The sequence below is a fragment of the Streptomyces sp. NPDC001348 genome (assembly GCF_053597535.1).
The window spans coordinates 169,386-186,585 of record NZ_JBSFIK010000011.1; the positions used below are offsets into that span (position 1 = coordinate 169,386).

Below are 17,200 nucleotides of genomic sequence, written 5' to 3' on the forward strand. Positions count from 1 at the left end.
GGGTACGCGGTGCGTCGTTGGCCGTCGCCGGTCTCTCGGCGGGCGGCGGGATCACCTACTTCCGAAGGGGCGGCATCATGGCTGCGACTGCGCAGGCGAAAAGGGACGCGGCGACGGCCGGGCTGCCGGAGGTCGCCGACCCCTCCAAGGTCGCCCCGCGGGATGCCCGGGAGCTGTCCCGGCTGTTCTTCGACCAGCTGGCGGTGCTGGAGGAGGGCACGCCCGAGTACCAGTACGCGCGCAACACGCTGATCGAGATGAACATGTCCCTGGTCCGGTTCGCGGCGGGCCGGTTCCGCAGCCGCGGCCCGGAGGAGATGGAGGACATCGTCCAGGTCGGCATGATCGGGCTGATCAAGGCGATCGACCGGTTCGACCTGTCCCGCGAGGCCGAGTTCACCTCCTTCGCCGTGCCCTACATCGTCGGCGAGATCAAGCGGTTCTTCCGTGACACCTCCTGGGCCGTGCACGTACCGCGACGGCTGCAGGAGGCCCGGGTGCAGCTGGCGAAGGCCACGGAGGAACTGCGCAGCAGGCTGGGGCGGACGCCGACGGTCAGGGAACTGGCGACGCTGATGTGCCTGTCCGAGGAGGAGGTCGTCGAGGCCCGGCTGGCCGCCAACGGCTACAACTCCTCCTCCCTGGACGCCGCGATCAGCGGCAGCGAGGACGGCGAGACCGCGTTGGCCGACTTCGTCGGCGCCGAGGACACGGCACTGGAACTGGTGGAGGACTTCCACGCCCTCGCGCCCATGATCGCCGAGCTGGCGGAGCGGGACCGGCAGATCATCCACATGCGGTTCGTGGAGGAACTCACCCAGGCGCAGATCGGTGAACGCCTCGGCATCTCCCAGATGCACGTCTCCCGGCTGCTGTCCCGCACCCTGACGAGGCTGCGCGAGGGCATGCTCGCCACCGGCTGACGAGTACGAAGGCGCCGGCCCGTGGCGTGGGCCGGCGCCACGGGTGTGATGTGAGTCACGTTCACGGCTGTCACATCGCGCCGGGCTGTTCCGTCAGAGAGGTGTCCCTCCAAACGACGGCACAGGAGTCACCATGGAAGCTCGCCTGGAACTGTTCGCCAACCCGGTCGCAGGCAAGTTCGCGAGGTACCTCAACTCGGCGGGCAAGGTGGTGTCGGACTCGACGCTGCCGGCCGCGACGCAGGAACTGGTGAAGATCCGTGCCAGCCAGATCAACGGCTGCGGATTCTGCACCGACATGCACACCAAAGACGCCGCGCACGCCGGGGAGACCTCCACCCGCCTCAATCTGGTCGCGGCCTGGCGCGAGGCCAAGGTGTTCACCGAGGCCGAGCGCGCCGCGCTCGAGCTGACGGAGCAGGGCACCCGCATCGCCGACGCCGCCGGTGGTGTCACGGACGAGGCCTGGGCGAACGCCGCCAAGCACTACGACGAGGACCAACTCGCCGCCCTGGTCGCCCTCATCGCCCTGATCAACGCCTACAACCGTGTGAACGTCGTCGTCCGGACGCCCGCCGGCGACTACCAGCCCGGGCAGTTCGGGTAAGGGGGAGCTCATCCGGCGGACCGTTCGCAGGCGACGTCCCCGGCGGGCAGGCGGCCGGTCGCCAGGTAGGCGTTCACCGTGGTGTCGACGCAGGAACTGCCGAAGACGCCGTACACCGCGTGCTGGTCCGCACCCCTGAGGGTGACCAGACGGGAGGCGGGCCACATACGGCGCACCTCCCGTGCGCCGCCGTAGGTGGTGCGCGGGTCACCGGTCGCGTTGACGAGCAGGGCCGGCAGGTCGTCCCGGATCGTTGTCGGGCGCTCGCGCGGCCGGTCCCAGAACGCGCACGGCCCGATGTTGTTCGTCACGGGGCCGAACAGCGGGTCCTTCCCGCGGGCGCGCTGCACGTCCCGCCAGTAGGTCTCCGTGTTCCGCGGTGCCGCCCCGTCGGCGCAGAGCGTCGCCGACTGGACGCTCCCGTACGAGGAGTCGGATCCGGTCATCAGGAAGTCGAGCGTGTCGGCCAGCCACCGGGTCGGGGTGACGACCGCGCCGTCGGCGGTGCGCCGCATGTCCTGCACGGCTTGCGCGAGAGCGTCGTACGCGGCGGCGTCGTCCTGCGAAAGCCCGTTGAACACGACGACCGGCACCACGCGGTCGTCCACCCGGTGGCCGCCGAGCCGCAGGGGCGTGTGTCCTGCGGCCGTCTGCACGCGGTCCACGACCGCCAGCACCGCGCCGCGGGTGCGGCCCAGCCCGTACGTCGTGTCACGCGCGGCGGTCCAGGCGGCCCAGTCCTCGAGGGCGTGGCGGTTCGCCCGCTCCGTGCCGCGCAGCAGCCGAGGGCTGTAGCGGTCGGGAGCGACGACACCGTCGAGGACGACCCGGTCGGTGCGGCCGGGGAACATCGTGGCGTACACCTGGCCGAGGTAACTGCCGTACGAGTAACCGAGGTAGGAGATCCTGCGCTCGCCGAGCGCGGCGCGGACGACGTCCATGTCGCGGGCGGTGTTCCGGGTGCCGGCGTACGGCAGGACGTCGCCCGCGTGCCGGCGGCAGCGGCGGGCGAGGTCCTCGGCCAGGGCCACCGAGCGGTCGAAGCCGGCACGGTCGCTGCCCGCGCTCCGGAAGGAGGAACCGGTGGGCCAGTGGCAGTCGAGCGGCGTGCTGCGGCCGACGAAGCGGGGGTCGACGCCCACCACGTCGTAGCGTTCGCCCACGTCGTGCATCGCCTTGCGCACCCACGGCGGATCGCCGAGCGTCTGCCCGCCCGGCCCGCCGCTGTTGAGCAGGACCGCACCGATGCGATGGGCCGTGTCGGTGCCCCGGATGCGGGAGATCGCGAGGGGGATCGTACGGCCGCGCGGATCGGCGTAGTCCAGCGGCACGGTGACGTCGGCGCATTCGGCGCCCGCCTGCTGAAGCTCCTTGCCGGTGTCGTCGCCGGGACCGAGCACGCAGCTCTTCCAGGTCAGGTGCTGCTGGTGGTAGAGGGCCAGGGGGTCGCCGGCCGTGCGGGCCGGGGCCGCGGTGGCCGGTGACGCGCCGAGGGTGAGGAGCCCGGCGAGGCACAGCCCGGCCGCCTTCGCGGTTCGCGACGTGAACCGGTGCGGGCGGCCGTCCCGACGATCGCGTCGGTCGGCGGCGGACACGCCGGCGGGAGCCGGGGCGTCCGGAACGGTGGAGCCGGTCATGCGGATGTCCTTTCCGAAGTCCTGCCCTCGCAGAGGGCTTTGTCGACGAGGTCCTGGAAGTCCTGTTCGGCGAGGAGCGTGTCCGGTACCTGGTTCAGGACCACGGCCACGCTCCGGCCGCCGGGCCCGACCGCGGTCAGCGCACGGTGGCCGCCGGGCACGGTTCCCGCATGACCCCACCACAGGCCGCCGCAGGACAGCGGAGAGGAGATCAGCCCCAGCCCGTAGCGGGCGCCGGGCCACAACCGGTCCGGGTCGGCCGCCACGGTCCGCCGCATCTCGGCGAGTTGGGCCGCCGGCAGCAGGTGGCCGCCGAGCAGCGCGGTGGCGAACCGTGTCAGGTCGGCAGGTGTGGAGACCAGGCTGCCGCCGACACCCGCGAAGGTCATGTCCCAGGCGGTACCGTCGACGCGGTGGCCGTCGTCCGCGGTGAAGTAGCTGTGCGAGTGCGGCCCTCGGATGCCGGTGTCGTCACCGGGCCAGTACGTGTCGCGCAGCCCGAGGGGATCGATGACGCGCCGGGTGATCTCCGCCTCCGGGGCGCGGCCGGTGACCTCGCGGACGACCATGCCGAGGACGAGGTAGTTGGTGGTGGCGTAGTGCCAGCTGCTTCGCGGGCGAGACAGCTCGAGGGCGCGGGCGACGAGCTCGCGCGGCTCGAAGTGGCGGTGGCGCAGCCGTTCGGGACGCTCCCATTCGGGCGCGTCGAGGTAGTCGGGCAACCCGCTGGTGTGCTGCAGGAGCTGCCGTACGGTGATCAGACGGCCGTCGTAGCCGTGCGCCCGGATCAGCCCGGGCAGGTAGTGGTCGACCGGGGCGTCCAGCGACAGGCGGTGTTCGGCCGCGAGTTGCAGGACGACGGTAGCGGTGAAGGTCTTGGTGACACTGCCGACGCGCAGCCGGTCAGTGGTGTTCATGGGGCGTTCGGTGCGTAGATCGGCGGTGCCCGCGGTCTCGCTCCAACGTCCGCAGCCTGCTTCCGCGGTGCCGTCGGTGACCAGGACCGCGGCGCCGGTGATCCGGTCGCGGGCAGTGAGGGTGTGCAGGGCGCCGCGGACCTCGTCGTGCGGACCGCACCGGCTGATGGAGTGCGTGGAAGCCGGTCGGGCGCTCGCCACCGGGGCCGCGGCCAGCACCACGGCCGTCACCAGAGCCGCGAGGCCATGGAGGCGGCCGGGCGCGGGGCCGCATAAGAAGGTTGCCATGGGTCCTGACGCTAGAGGCGGATCTCCGCAAGATCACTCCGGTACACAGCCGTATCCGGGGTGAGGACAACCCCAGCCGGGAGATGGTGGGACACCCCCTTGACGGCCGGACCGGCGGTGCGCGGCGATGCCACCCGGATCCCGCCGGCATCCACTCGCCCGGCGGCCTGCCCGCCGCCGACCGCGACGACCCCCGCACGGTAGGGCACGCACCGTCCTGAGCGGGACGCCGACTGTTTCCGGCTGACCGTGGATGTGCCCGCGGGGAGCGGGACACAGGCTCGGGGTGCCGCATCCGAGGGCCGTGCCGAGGCGCCGGAGGGAGCGCGTCCGCTGCGCACCGGTGGCCCGGAAACGGTGTACGGGACGGGCTCCGGCCACTGGATCTTCCGCTCGCGGATGCCGCGGGCGTGAACGAGCGCCGCGACCCGCCCGCACGCCGCCGCAGTCCCGTGGGGGGCCGCACACCACACGCACACCACATGAGTGTGGCCGGATTGTTCGTCTGACGGGCGTTCGAACCGGACGATACTCAGGGGCTGGGCAATCCGTCCCAATCCCCTCGTTCGGAGGCCGTCCATGCCCCAGACCAGAGTTTCCACCGCCGCCGTGCTCGACGCCTGGCTGTCGGGTGCCGAGAGTGCGTACGGGCAGGCCAACCCGGCCGGGCCCCTCTACGTCGGCGGCAGCGCGGCCGAAGCCGCGCTCACCGACCCGAGCGACTCCCTCTACGGCTTCTGTTCCAGCCCGAGCGGGTCGCACGGCAGCTGGTGCTGCTGATCACCTGAGGCACTTCCAGAAGAACACGAGCGCGGGGACCGCACGCCGAGCCACCACCGGTCGCGCGGTTCCCCGTGCTCCTTCGGGCAGCAGGAAGGTGGACGGTGAGCGGATCGACGCCGGTGGAACCGGGCGGGAGCGACGAGCGGCAGTGGTTCGACCCACCCGTGCGGGCCATCGCCCGCCCGTGGCGGGAAGAGCTGGCCCGGCGGCTGGCGGAGGTGCCCGCCCTCGGCCGGGAAGAGCGGGACGTGGTGCTGGATGCCGGCCACCGCGCCCTGCGCAAGTCCCTGCACGCCAAGCTGTCCCGCCTGTTCCTGATCGAACTGCACGCGCTGCAGCTGGCGACGGGCGGTGGGCGGTCCGTCGGCGGCCCGGGGCCCGGAGCCGACACGCAGACGTGGGCCGCGTTCATCGAGCAGGCCGGAGAGGAAGGCTATCTGGACCGGCTCGCCGACCGGTACCCGACCGTGGGACAGCGGATCGCGTCGGTGGCGCGGCTGTCGGTGGCGGCGACGGCCGGTTTCGCGCAGCGGCTCGCCGCGGACCGTGAACTGCTGGGGCCGCTCCTGCGCGCACCCGTGGGCGATGTGCGTGCCGTGTCGTTCGGCGCGGGTGACACCCACCGCGGCGGACTGACGGTCAGCCGGGTCGACTTCGCCGGTGGAAGCGTCATGTACAAGCCCCGGCCGTCCGGCACGGACGTGGCGCTGGGCGCGCTGCTCGACGAGCTCTACGCGGACTTCCCCGGTGCACCGGCGCCGGACCAGCGCATCCGGGTGCCGCACACGCTGGCCCGCGACGGCTACGGCTGGGCCGAGTTCGTCCGCCACCGCTACTGCGCCGACGACACCGAACTCGCCGTCTTCTACCGGGGCATCGGACACTGGCTGGCCGTCCTCCGCTTCACCGGCGGCACCGACATGCACGCCGAGAACATGATCGCCGCGGGCCCCGTTCCGGTGATCGTGGACGCCGAGACGCTTTTCGACGCCCCGGCGCCCTTCCCGCCCAGCGGCCGGGGAGACGCGGTGGACGTGGCGGCGGCGGCCATCCGCCGTACCGTCCTGCGCACCGGGCTGCTGCCCGTACGCGGCACCGGTTTCGCGCTCGGCGGGGTCGACATCTCCGGGGTCGGGGCGCTGCCCGGCCAGCAGCCGCTGATCCCCAACCCGGTGATCGCGGACGGCGGCACCGCCGCGGCCCGCTTCCAGGTCGACCTGGTGGCGATGCCCGCCACGGACAACCACCCCAGCCCCACACCGGTGCTGAGCGCCTACTGGGACCGGATCCTGGCCGGTTTCCGTGAGATGACCGCGCACCTCCACCGGCCCGGGACCGACCCGTACCGGCTGCTGCGCCGCTTCGAGGGCGCCCGGGCACGCCGCATCCTGCGGCCGACGCAGGCGTACGTCGACATCGGCCGCATGCTGTGGCACCCGGCGTCGCTGCACGACGAGGCGGCGGCCGTCGAGCGGGCCCGGGACATCCTGCGGCGGAACGCCGAGGTGCTGCCCGGCGCACCGACCGAACGCGCGGCGGTCGACGGCGAGATCGCGGACCTCCTGGTCGGCGACGTACCGATGTTCACCTTCACCGTGGACGCGGCGGCCGTACGGTCCACCGTCGAGGACTGGCGCACCGCCGACCTGGCGCTGGAGGAGTCGGTGATCCAGGACGCGCTGGTGGGCGCCTACCTCAACGAGCGTTCGCTGCCCCAGCGGGTGCAGGCCGCAGCCCGGGACCCGCACGCCCGTGACCGGGAGCGGCGCCGCCGCGACCTGGCCGCGCGGATGGTGCGGCGGCTGTGCGACGGAGCGGTGCGCGGCGACGACGGTACGGTCACCTGGATCAGCCCCGTCTTCACGCCCGCCGGGTGGTCCATCAGGGTGCTGCCCGCCGACCTGTACACCGGACAGGGCGGCGTGGCGCTGACCCTCGCGGAGTACGTCACCGAGGTGCGGGCCGGACGGGCGGAGGAGGTACCGGGCGTCGACGAGACCTTCGAGGGCGCGCTGCGGGTGCTGACCGGCACCGAGGACAGTACGCCGACGCCGTCACCCGGGGCGTTCAGCGGTGCCGCGTCACAGGTGTGGACATGGCTCGCCCTGCACCGGGTGCTCGGCGAGGACCGGCTGCTGCGGCGTGCCGCCGACAGGGCCCTGCTGCTCACCGAGGGCAGCCGGCTGGTCGAGGACGACATCGAGGTGGACCTCCTCAACGGGGCGGCCGGCGGCATCGTCCCGCTGCTCGACCTGGCCGCCGCGACGGGTCAGGACCGCTGGCTCGAAGCCGCCGCGCACCTCGGCCGCCGGCTGGCCGGGCTGGCCACCGTCGACGAAGCGGGCGCCCGCTGGACGACCAGGCTCAACCCCGAGGGCATCGGCGGCTTCGCCCACGGCGCCACCGGCATCGGCTGGGCGCTGACCCGGCTGGCCCTCAGCGACGCGGGTTCCCCGGCCGAACGGGGCGGCTGGACCCACCTGGCCGAGCGGGCCTTCGCCTTCCAGGAGTCCCTGTACCGGCCCGAACACGGCAACTGGCTGGACGTCCGGGTCGGCGCCGAGGAGGACTTCTTCACCAGCTGGTGCCACGGCAGCGCGGGCATCGGCATCGGCATGCTCGACCTGCACCGCCGCGCGGGCGACCCCGCGCACCTCGACATGGCCGACCGCGCCGCGCGCGCCTGCGCCGCCGAGGGCTTCGGCTGGAGCCACACCCTGTGCCATGGCGACCTCGGCATGTGGGAGTTCCTCACGGCCATGAACCACGGTGACCCGTTGGCCCTCGACGCCGAGATCCTGACCGGCCTCGAACAACGCGGCCCGGTCGGCGGCCTGGCCCGGGAGGCGTTCTCGCCCAGCCTCATGTCCGGTCTCGCCGGAGTCCTGCACACCCTGCTGCGTATGCACCCGGGAGCGGCGCTGCCCGATCCCCTCCTCCTCGACTGAGCCGGCGAGGGGAGCTCAGTCCGTGGAGAGGAACTGTTCGGTCCAGACGGTCTTGCCGGTGGGGTGGTGGCGGGTGCCCCAGCGGTGGGTGAGCTGTCCGACGAGAAGGAGGCCACGTCCTCCCTCGTCGTAGGTGTGGGCACGGCGCATATGGGGCGTGGTGTTGCTGGAGTCGGTGACCTCGCAGGTCAGGGTGTGGGGGGTGTGGATCAGACGGAGACGTACGGGGGGCCGGCCGTAACGGAGGGCGTTGGTGACGAGTTCGCTGACGACCAGTTCGGTGACGAACGCGGCGTCGCCCAGGTGCCAGGCGGTGAGCCGGTCGGTGACCTCCCGGCGGGCGTGGGCGACGACGGCCGGGTCGAACGGCAGGTTCCAGGTGGCCACGCGGTCGGAGTGCAGGGCGTGGGTGCGGGCGACGAGGAGCACGATGTCGTCGTCCGGGCGGTCGGTGAGCAGGGTGCTCAGCACGCGCTCGCAGACCATGTCGGGACTGTCCGCGGGATGTGCCAGCGCCGCGAACACGCGGTCGAGGGCGTCGTCCATGTCGCGGCCGCGGGTCTGCAGGAGACCGTTGGTGTAGAGGGCGATGAGACTGCCCTCCGGAAGTTCGGTCTCGAAGGCCTCGAAGGGCAGGCCGCCCAGGCCGAGGGGCGGCCCGGGGCGCGCGTCGAGGAAGCGGACCGTCCCGTCGGGGGTGACGACGGCCGGCGGGGGATGCCCGGCGCAGGCGAGGGCGAGACGGCGGGTGACCGGGTCGTAGACGGCGTACAGGCAGGTGGTGCCGACGCCGCCGACGTCTTCCACGTCGGCCTCGGTGGTGTCGGCGCCGTCGGGGCCGGCTTCGTCGGCGGCCATGTGGAGGACGAGGTCGTCGAGATGGGTGAGGAGTTCGTCGGGGGGCAGGTCGACGTCGGCGAGGGTGTGTACGGCGGTGCGGAGGCGGCCCATCGTGGCGGTGGCGCGGATGCCGTGGCCGACGACGTCGCCGACGACCAGGGCGACGCGGGTCCCGGAGAGCGGGATGACGTCGAACCAGTCCCCGCCGGCGCCGGTGCGGCCCGCGGCGGGCAGGTAGCGGGTGGCGATCTCCACGGCTCCCTGCTCGGGCAACGTCCGGGGCAGCAGGCTGCGTTGCAGGGTCATGGTGGTGGTGTGCTGCTGGGGGCGGCGCGAGCCGTGGATGCTGGTGGCGGCGCCGGCCACCAGCTGCTCGGCCAGCCACAGATCGTCCGCGTCGAAGGGCTCCGGGCGCCGGTGGCGGCCGAAGAGGGCGATACCGAGCGTGGTGCCGGCCGCCCGCAGCGGCACGACGATCAGTGAGTGCGTGCCCGTCCGGCGGATCCACGCGGCCTGGGGATCCTCCGCCGCCCACCGGGCGAGGGCCACGTCGCCACCCGCGTACACCGTGCCGCGTCCGTGGGCCAGACACTCCGCCACCGGTGACCACGCCGGGTACCGCGGCTCTTCTCCCGCCGTGCCCACGGGAGCCGGGCCCTGCCCGGGTGTGGACGGCACCGAACGCACGGCGGCCCGGCCCAGCGCGGGCGGCCCGCCGCCCGGCGTGGTGGCCGGACCGCTCTGCCGGTCGGGCAGCAGGTCGACGACGGCCACGTCCGCGAACCGCGGAACGGCGACCTCGGCCAGTTCCTCGGCGGTGCGCCGCGTGTCGGAGTGGGCGCCCATGCGCGCCCCGGCATCACCCAGCACCAGCATCCGCTGCCGCATGAGCTCCGCCCGCACGTCCACGGCCAGGCACACCCCGCGCAGCCGCCCGTCGGGTTCTTCCAGCGGCGTCACACAGCCCTGCCAACCGCGTTCCGTCTGTCCGTCGGCGGGATGCAGACAGACCCGCACCGGCTGTGGCCCGCCACCGGCGAGGGCCAGGCGCATGGTCGTCTCGGCCCGGTCGTTCAGTGGGTGCGGCGCGATCTCGGGCAGACGCAGCCCCCGCATCTGCTCCTCACCGAGGGCCAGCACACGCTCCATGCCCGCGCTGGCCCGCACCAGGCGCGGATCCGTGTCGAACACCGCCAGGGCGAAGGACGACCCGGCGAAGGCCCGGTCTCCCAGGACGGCCCCGGCGGACGGCCGCGCACCCGCCACGGCCGACACCACCAGCCACTCCGCGCCGCCGGCGTTCGTGGTGCGGCGGTGCGCCAGCACCCGCGGCTCCAACCGGTGGCCGTCGCGGTGCCGCAACGCCACGGTGCCGCTCCACCGCTGCCGCCCGGCCGCCTGCCGCCACGTCCGCTCACCGGCCCGGCGGGTGTCGCCGGTTTTTTCGGTGTCTTCGGTGTCGTCGGCCAGCAGGCGGCCGGCCGGATGCCCCACGATCTCCGGGGCCGCATAGCCGAGCAGCCGCCGGGCGCCGTCGCTCCATCCCGTCACGACGCCGCGCTCGTCGACGGTGGCCGTGGCTGTCCAGGGCGCTTCGGACACCGTGGGTGACTGCCTGCCAGGAGGCGTGGGAAGTTGCTCCATCGCCGCTCGCCCTCCGAGCCCGCGTGACCCTGGGCCCTCCTCCCCAGCATGATCCTGAAGACCGTGGAGCACCAGTCCACTCCGGGGCCACCCCCGAGTAATGCCGTGCATTCTGTTGACTGCCGCAAGAAAAGTGCCCTAAATTCCCTGGCGTTCAGCGCACCGACCCTCGACACGACCAGCTCCCGCCCCCCACTCCTACAGGAGCCGCCGTCATGCGCACCCGCCTCCGGCTTTCCCTCGTCGCCCTCGCCACGGCCGCGGTCACCGCCCTCACCAGCGGCTCCGCCACGGCAGCCGTGCGGGCCGACACCGCGAGCACCGGCCACCTCACCGGCACCCTCACCGACGGCGCCACCTGGACCGCGGACGTCCCCGCCGACTGGAACGGCACCCTGCTGCTGTTCAGCCACGGCTTCGGCCCGCTCGTCGCCCGCGACGCGCCCAGCGACGCCGTACGCGACGAACTCCTCGGCGAGGGCTACGCGCTGGCCGGGTCCTCCTACGACCCGGGCGGCTCGATGTGGGCCCTGGCCAGTGCGGAACGCGACCAGTTCGCCACGCTCGACGCGGTCACCGCGCGGATAGGTGCCCCGCGCCGCACCCTCTCCGTCGGTCAGTCCATGGGCGGGCTGGTCAACGCCCGGATCGCCCGCGACGGCGCCGGCCGCATCGACGGCGCGCTGGGCCTGTGCGGACTGGTGGCCGGCGGCACCGACCTGGACAACTACCAACTCGACGCCGAGTACACCCTGGCGCGGCTGCTCCTGCCCGAACAGGACGTCCGACTGGTCCGTTTCGGTTCCGCCGACGAGGCCGCCGCCACGGCCCAGAAGCTCACCGCGGCCGTCACCGCCGCGCAGTCCACACCGCAGGGCCGCGCCCGCATCGCGCTGGCCGCCGCCTTCCTCAACCTCCCCGCATGGGCTCCGGGCCGCACCGCTCCAGCGCCGGCCGACTGGGCGGGGCAGCAGGAGCAGCAGTACGCCTGGTTCGCGAGCGGCATCCTCTCCTTCGTCGAGGGCGGCCGGTACGCGGTCGAGCAGTCCGTCGGCGGCAACAACTCCTGGAACCGGGGCGTCGACTACTCCCGCCTCCTCGCCGGATCCGTCCACGCCCCCGAGGTCCGCGCCCTGTACCGGGCGGCAGGCCTCGACCTGCGCGCCGACCTGAGGGCCCTGACCTCGGGCGCTGCCGTCGCCGCAGACCCGGCCGCCGTCCGCACCGCCGAGCGCACCTCCAGCGCGGGCCAGGGCCTCGCGGTGCCGTTGCTGGACGTGCACACCACCGCCGACAACCTGGTCCCGGTCGAGCAGGAGCGCCGGTTCGCCGACCGTGTCCACGCGGCCGGCCGGGGAGCGCTGCTGCGCCAGGCCTACGTCGAGCGACAGGGCCACTGCGCCTTCACCACCGCCGAGACGGTCGCCGCCCTCCACGCCCTCGAACACCGCGTCGACACGGGCGGTTGGGGCGCCGCCACCCCGGCCGCGCTGCAGCGGTCGGCGACCGCGCTCGGCCTGGACGGTGCGGCGTACGTCCCCTACCGCCCGGCGGCACTGACGGTCGGCCGCCGGGCCCCAGGCCGGTCATGAGGTCTTCGGCCGCCAGGCCTGGCTCGCCTTACCGGTCGGGCGCCGCCTCGGGCGAGCTCGGCGCCCGACCGGTACGGCGCCTACCGCGCCGCGCCGAAGTCCTGGGTCCAGTAGGAGCCGGGCTGGGCGAGACCGACGCCGATCTCCTTGAACGAGCAGTTGAGGATGTTGGCCCGGTGGCCGGGACTGGCCATCCAGCCCGCCATGACCTGTTCCGGAGTGGAGTAGCCGTAGGCGACGTTCTCGCCGTAGGCGCTCCAGGCGTAGCCGGCACTCGTGAGCCGGTCGCCGGGGGAGGACCCGTCGGACCCGGTGTGCGACATGTTCTGGTGGGCTGCCATGTCCGCACTGTGTGCCTGGGCGACCTTGGTGAGGGTCGCGTTCGGGGTCAGGGCCGGGCAACCCACCTTGGCGCGCTCCGCGTTGACGAGCTCGACGACGCGGGCCACGGCCCCGGACGCCGTGGCCGTGGCCTTCGGCGTGCTCGGCGCGGCGGGGGCCGCGGAGGTGGTGGTGGGCTTCGGCGGGGTGGGCTTGGGTGCCGTGGTCCTCGCGGTGCCCCGGGAGGCGGCCGGGGCCGGCGCCGCCGGTGAAGCGGGGGGCGTGCCGTGTCCGGGGCCGTGCCGGTGACGATTCCGGTGGCCTTTCCAGTGCCGATGCCGGTCGGCGGCGCCGCGCCACTCCATGGCCTTGTCCGCCGGTGCGCTGAAGAGATCCGCCGGTGTGCTGTCGGGATCCGCGGGTGTGCTGTCGGGACCGGCGGGTGTGCTGTCGGGAGCCGCGGGTGCGCTGCTGAGGCCGAGCGGTGTGCCGGCGATGTCCGTCGGGCTGGAGAGCTGAGTTCCGTCACCGGCGCCCCAGCCGGAGCAGGCCAGGGCGACGGACGGCATGCCCACGGCGCCCACGACGGCGGCAGCGACAACTATCCGCCGGTACTGCTGCTTCTTGCGGTGCTTTCCCATGCGTGACCTGTCCTGAACTGCGACGACGTCCTGCGGGTCGTCATTGTTAGAACGGCCTCGCACAGAGCGCAAAGGGCCCCTGTTACTACCGGAGCTCGTAGGCCAGGACGGTCCTTGAAACGGCACCGGGAGCGTGCTGGCCGCGCTTCCGCGGCGGACGGCGATACCTGATGTGCCGTCAGAAGCCGTTCACCCGTACCGCGGCCGGAAACGCCCGCGTGCACACGACGCGGACGGACTCGTCCCGGAATCCGTCCGCACCAAGGCGGACAAAGACCCATTTGTCTTCCGGGGCTCGTCTACTAACCGGCACGACTAGTTCTCGCAGGCGACGTGACGGATGTCACGGCCCTCGAGAGCGGCCCCTGGATTCCATCCGCTCTGTGAGTCCCTTCACAGTCCGGTGGAAAGCGGGCTTTTCGTGGCGACGGTCACGCCGCACGACGGTCGATTTGCTTAGGTTCGCTGAACCGTGCCCCTTCCCCACGAACTGCCGAGGTTCCTGACCATGCCGTACCGCCTCCGCTTCCTGCCGCACGTCCGCACCGCGAAGTGGGCCGGGGTCGTGGCGGCCTCGGTGGCGGGCCTCCTGGCGGCGGGGACGGCGGACCCGGTACCGGCCGTAGCAGCCCCGACTCCCGTGCGGTCCGGCAGCGCCACCTCGCGGTCGGACCCGGCGACGGCCGCGTTCCTCGCGCGGGTGCGGCCCCACGGCGAGGAACGGGTGACGGCCGCCGTACTGGACCTGGACGGCGGCGACGGCAGGCCCGTGGTGTACGGCGACGACACCCCGTTCGACACCGCCAGCATCGTCAAGGTCGACATCCTCGCCGCCGCGCTGCTCGAGGCCCAGGACGCCGGACGGGATCTCACCGCGCGGGAACGCGCCGAGGCGGAGCTGATGATCGAGCACAGCGACAACGCGGCGGCGAACACGCTGTGGCGGCGCATCGGCCTGGCGCCGGGTCTGGCGGCGGCCAACAAGCGGTTCGGGCTGACCTCGACCGAGGGCGGATCCGGCCCGAGGTGGGGACTCACCCGGACGACGGCGAGCGACCAGATACGACTGCTGCGCGCGGTCTTCGCCCCCGACCGCGCCCCCGGCTCCGCCTCCTCGGCGCTCGACGAGGAGTCCCGCGCTTACCTTCGCACGCTGATGAGCCGCATCTCCACCGAGCAGGCCTGGGGCGTCTCGGCGGCCGGGTCCGGCTGGGCGCTCAAGAACGGCTGGCTGCAGCGCGCCACCACCGGCCTGTGGGACGTCGACAGCATCGGACGGATCACCACCGGTGGACACCGGTACCTGGTCGCGGTCCTCTCGGACGGCAGCACGACGATGCGCGACGGTGTCTCCCTGGCCGAGCGGGCGGCACAGGCGGCCGTCTCCTCGGCCGCCGGCCGCTGACGGGGCCGCCGTGCCGCTGCGCCGTCATCCGGACGGCTGCAGCGCGCCACCACCGGCCTGTGGGACGTCGACAGCGTCGGACGGATCACCACCGGTGGACACCGGTACCTGGTCGCGGTCCTCTCGGACGGCAGCACGACGATGCGCGACGGTGTCTCCCTGGCCGAGCGGGCGGCACAGGCGGCCGTCTCCTCGGCCGCCGGCCGCTGACGGGGCCGCCGTGCCGCTGCGCCGTCATCCGGACACAGGTGTCCAGAGCCCCGGCCCCCGGGCGGCCACGTCGGAGGCGCCCAGGTGCGCCGTCGCGAGCACGGTGCCGTCGGGCGTCGTCAACTGTGCGCCGGAGAGCGCCGAGGGGTCGACGGAGGCGGGGCCGCCCCAGGAGCCCCTGCCCTGGCGGAGGGCGAAGCTGCCGACCGGGACCTTGCTGCCGTCCCTGTGGGCCAGCAGGCAGAAGACCTTGCCGCTGTAGGGGTGTGCGGCTTCGGCGAGGTCGAGCGTCATGTAGACCCAGCCGTCGGCGCCGGCGTGCGCGTAGATCTCGCCGACCGGCTTCCCCCGCACGCCGGGCGAGGTGAGATTGCCGGACAGCAGGTGCGTGCCGGTGTCGGCGGAGGTCGACGAGGGTCCGGCCGCGACGTCCTCGATCGCCGTGCCGACCGACCAGCCGCCGAACCCGACCGCGACGAGCAGCGCGGCGGCGACGGAGACGACCCGCAGCCGTATCCGTCCGCGCAGACCTCTGCCCAGGGCGAGGGATCCACGGTTGTGCGGGCTCCCCTCATGTGCGGGCGCCGCCTGCGTCAGCGACTGCGCCACCCGGGTCTCGAACCCGACGGGAGGCTCACTGCCGGGCAGCAGTCCGATGAGTCCGTCGCCCACGAGCGTCAGCTGCTCGACGTACTCCCGGCAGTCCGCGCACACGTCCAGATGAGCCACCGCGCCGGCCCGCTCCCGGCCGGGCAGCACACCGAGCGCCAGCTCGGCTCCGATGGTCCGCAGCTTCTCGCAGGTGACGTCACTGGACATGGTCGCCTCGTTCCGGAGACGCGAGTGTGGTGCGCAGCTTGCCCATCGCCGTTCTGACGCGCGTCTTCGCCGTGCCCAGAGGAATCTTCTCCGAGTCGGCGATCTGCTGGGCGGTCATGCCGTAGATGCCCGCCATCACCAGTGCGCGTCCCTGCTCGGGCGGCAGCTGCGCCACGGCCGCCCGGAGCCGGGAGGACGCCTCGTCCGCCAGTGCGTGCTGCTCCGGCGTCTCGCTGACGACCCCGATGATCGCCTCCAGGTCCTCGGGTGCCACCGGTTCCGGCCGCCGTGAGCGGACGGCGTCGATGGCGAGGTTGTGGGCGATGGCCGTCAGCCAGGTCCGCACCGAGCCCCGTCGCGCGTCGTAGATCTGCGCATGCCGCCAGGCCCGCTCGAACGTCTGCTGGGCGACGTCCTCGGCGAGCTGCGGATCACCGATGACGGCGATCGCGACACCGAACACCGTGTGCTGGAACCGTCGCACGAACGTCACGGCGAGTTCCGGATCACCGGTGGCCAGCCCGGACAGCAGCGCCTCGTCCGGAAGGCGGCCCACGGGGAACCGAAATCTCGACATGTCTCTATGTACGGTCCACACCAGTCCCGGGATTGCCCGGCCGCCATAGAAGCGGAAGGTCATCTTTCGATTCTCTCGCCGAACGGTTCCCGTTGCCTCGGGCACTGGACGGATTTGCCTTCGAGCGCACTCCAGCCACCACACTGGGCGCGACGGAACCCGGGTGGGGCGGAAGGGGCGGCAGCGCATGGAGACGACGGGCGTAGGGACGACCGGAGATGAGGCGGTGGGTCGGGCAGGGCACCCCCTGCCGTACGACACGTACCGGCAGGCGATCGAGCGGGAGACCCTGTGCTTCGCCGAAGTGGTCAGGAGGGCGGACCCCGCCGGCGCGGTGCCCTCCTGCCCCGACTGGACACTGGCGGACCTCACCCGGCACGTCGGAGCGCTGCAGCGCTGGTTCTCCGCGCTGCTGACCCGGCTGGTGCAGGAGCCGCCGCGGAGCCGTGAGGTGGAGCTGGGGCTCCCGGAGCGGGTGCGGGACTACGCCGACTGGGTCGCGGCGGGAGTTCCGCAGGTGGCGGCCGTGTTGCGGGCCACGGATCCCGGGGCGGCCATGTGGGCCTGGGGCGAGGACCGGCACGCGCGGTTCTGGGCCCGCCGGATGCTGTTCGAAACGCTGGTGCACCGGGTGGACGCGGAGCGTGCCGTCGGTGACACGTCGGTCCTCGACCCCGTCCTGGCGGCGGACGGCGTGGACGAGTTCCTCGTCAACCTGCCCTACGCGGGTCTCTTCGCCCCCGCGGTGACCGAGCTGCGCGGCAACGGCGAGATCATCGCCTTCCGCTGCACGGACTCCGCCGGTGGAACGGGTGAGGAATGGCGGGTGCGGCTCGATCCGGACGGTTTCCGGCTCCTGCCCGCGCCGGCGACCGGAGCCACCCCGTCCGAGCCGGACGTGACGGTCCAGGGGCGGGCCGCGGACGTCCTCCTGCTGCTCTACGGACGCCGGTCCTACCGTGAGGCCGTCTTCGACGTGTCGGGAGAACCGGCGCCACTCGACTCCTGGTTCGCCCACACCGCCTTCTGAGCCGCCGCCTCCACGCCC

Annotated in this window: 13 protein-coding genes; 7 read left to right on the plus strand and 6 right to left on the minus strand. The window is 73.2% G+C overall.

What is annotated here, in order from left to right:
* Positions 1 to 77: 77 nt before the first annotated feature.
* The gene (locus ACWC21_RS14840; protein WP_450881674.1) at positions 78 to 923 is read left to right on the plus strand and encodes an RNA polymerase sigma factor SigF; all 846 of its coding nucleotides are present in this window, start codon (positions 78 to 80) and stop codon (positions 921 to 923) included.
* A 133-nt stretch (positions 924 to 1,056) separates the two neighbouring features.
* The gene (locus ACWC21_RS14845; protein WP_450881676.1) at positions 1,057 to 1,530 is read left to right on the plus strand and encodes a carboxymuconolactone decarboxylase family protein; all 474 of its coding nucleotides are present in this window, start codon (positions 1,057 to 1,059) and stop codon (positions 1,528 to 1,530) included.
* 8 nt (positions 1,531 to 1,538) lie between these two features.
* Here the strand turns inward: ACWC21_RS14845 and ACWC21_RS14850 are convergent, their stop codons facing one another.
* Both ACWC21_RS14850 and ACWC21_RS14855 read right to left on the minus strand, forming a co-directional pair.
* On the minus strand, positions 1,539 to 3,167 hold the full coding sequence (locus ACWC21_RS14850; protein ID WP_450881678.1) for an alpha/beta hydrolase: 1,629 nt from the start codon (positions 3,165 to 3,167) through the stop codon (positions 1,539 to 1,541).
* A complete protein-coding gene (locus tag ACWC21_RS14855) occupies positions 3,164 to 4,372 on the minus strand; it encodes a serine hydrolase domain-containing protein (protein ID WP_450881680.1) in 1,209 nt (402 codons plus the stop codon). The genes ACWC21_RS14850 and ACWC21_RS14855 overlap by 4 nt, the downstream gene beginning before the upstream one ends.
* A gap of 579 nt (positions 4,373 to 4,951) precedes the next feature.
* Here ACWC21_RS14855 and ACWC21_RS14860 point away from each other — a divergent pair.
* Positions 4,952 to 5,152, plus strand: a complete 201-nt coding sequence (locus tag ACWC21_RS14860) for a DUF6229 family protein (protein WP_450881682.1) — start codon at positions 4,952 to 4,954, stop codon at positions 5,150 to 5,152.
* A gap of 104 nt (positions 5,153 to 5,256) precedes the next feature.
* A complete protein-coding gene (locus ACWC21_RS14865; protein WP_450881684.1) occupies positions 5,257 to 8,103 on the plus strand; it encodes a type 2 lanthipeptide synthetase LanM family protein in 2,847 nt (948 codons plus the stop codon).
* Between the two features lie 15 nt (positions 8,104 to 8,118).
* Here ACWC21_RS14865 and ACWC21_RS14870 read toward each other — a convergent pair whose 3' ends face one another.
* Positions 8,119 to 10,545, minus strand: coding sequence for a SpoIIE family protein phosphatase (locus ACWC21_RS14870; RefSeq protein WP_450881686.1), 2,427 nt, complete (start codon positions 10,543 to 10,545; stop codon positions 8,119 to 8,121).
* 257 nt (positions 10,546 to 10,802) lie between these two features.
* Between ACWC21_RS14870 and ACWC21_RS14875 the strand changes: the two genes are divergently transcribed.
* Positions 10,803 to 12,179, plus strand: a complete 1,377-nt coding sequence (locus ACWC21_RS14875; RefSeq protein WP_450881688.1) for an alpha/beta hydrolase — start codon at positions 10,803 to 10,805, stop codon at positions 12,177 to 12,179.
* An 80-nt stretch (positions 12,180 to 12,259) separates the two neighbouring features.
* Here ACWC21_RS14875 and ACWC21_RS14880 read toward each other — a convergent pair whose 3' ends face one another.
* On the minus strand, positions 12,260 to 13,141 hold the full coding sequence (locus ACWC21_RS14880; protein ID WP_450881689.1) for a CAP domain-containing protein: 882 nt from the start codon (positions 13,139 to 13,141) through the stop codon (positions 12,260 to 12,262).
* 508 nt (positions 13,142 to 13,649) lie between these two features.
* Between ACWC21_RS14880 and ACWC21_RS14885 the strand changes: the two genes are divergently transcribed.
* The gene (locus ACWC21_RS14885) at positions 13,650 to 14,546 is read left to right on the plus strand and encodes a serine hydrolase (protein ID WP_450881737.1); all 897 of its coding nucleotides are present in this window, start codon (positions 13,650 to 13,652) and stop codon (positions 14,544 to 14,546) included.
* Between the two features lie 234 nt (positions 14,547 to 14,780).
* Here ACWC21_RS14885 and ACWC21_RS14890 read toward each other — a convergent pair whose 3' ends face one another.
* Both ACWC21_RS14890 and ACWC21_RS14895 read right to left on the minus strand, forming a co-directional pair.
* Positions 14,781 to 15,575, minus strand: a complete 795-nt coding sequence (locus tag ACWC21_RS14890) for a hypothetical protein (RefSeq protein WP_450881691.1) — start codon at positions 15,573 to 15,575, stop codon at positions 14,781 to 14,783.
* Positions 15,565 to 16,152: an RNA polymerase sigma factor gene (locus ACWC21_RS14895; protein WP_450881693.1), complete on the minus strand. Its 588-nt coding sequence runs from the start codon at positions 16,150 to 16,152 to the stop codon at positions 15,565 to 15,567. The genes ACWC21_RS14890 and ACWC21_RS14895 overlap by 11 nt, the downstream gene beginning before the upstream one ends.
* 226 nt (positions 16,153 to 16,378) lie before the next feature.
* Here ACWC21_RS14895 and ACWC21_RS14900 point away from each other — a divergent pair, with 226 nt between their 5' ends.
* Positions 16,379 to 17,182, plus strand: a complete 804-nt coding sequence (locus ACWC21_RS14900) for a maleylpyruvate isomerase family mycothiol-dependent enzyme (protein WP_450881695.1) — start codon at positions 16,379 to 16,381, stop codon at positions 17,180 to 17,182.
* The last annotated feature ends 18 nt before the right edge of the window (positions 17,183 to 17,200 follow it).

Excerpts from the sequence above, each read along its gene's own strand:
- ACWC21_RS14860 (WP_450881682.1), top strand. The coding sequence starts at position 4,952 with ATGCCCCAGACCAGAGTTTCCACCGCCGCCGTGCTCGACGCCTGGCTG.
- ACWC21_RS14855 (WP_450881680.1), bottom strand. The coding sequence starts at position 4,372 with ATGGCAACCTTCTTATGCGGCCCCGCGCCCGGCCGCCTCCATGGCCTC.
- ACWC21_RS14850 (WP_450881678.1), bottom strand. The coding sequence starts at position 3,167 with ATGACCGGCTCCACCGTTCCGGACGCCCCGGCTCCCGCCGGCGTGTCC.
- ACWC21_RS14890 (WP_450881691.1), bottom strand. The coding sequence starts at position 15,575 with ATGTCCAGTGACGTCACCTGCGAGAAGCTGCGGACCATCGGAGCCGAG.
- ACWC21_RS14875 (WP_450881688.1), top strand. The coding sequence starts at position 10,803 with ATGCGCACCCGCCTCCGGCTTTCCCTCGTCGCCCTCGCCACGGCCGCG.
- ACWC21_RS14845 (WP_450881676.1), top strand. The coding sequence starts at position 1,057 with ATGGAAGCTCGCCTGGAACTGTTCGCCAACCCGGTCGCAGGCAAGTTC.
- ACWC21_RS14880 (WP_450881689.1), bottom strand. The coding sequence starts at position 13,141 with ATGGGAAAGCACCGCAAGAAGCAGCAGTACCGGCGGATAGTTGTCGCT.
- ACWC21_RS14885 (WP_450881737.1), top strand. The coding sequence starts at position 13,650 with ATGCCGTACCGCCTCCGCTTCCTGCCGCACGTCCGCACCGCGAAGTGG.
- ACWC21_RS14895 (WP_450881693.1), bottom strand. The coding sequence starts at position 16,152 with ATGTCGAGATTTCGGTTCCCCGTGGGCCGCCTTCCGGACGAGGCGCTG.
- ACWC21_RS14840 (WP_450881674.1), top strand. The coding sequence starts at position 78 with ATGGCTGCGACTGCGCAGGCGAAAAGGGACGCGGCGACGGCCGGGCTG.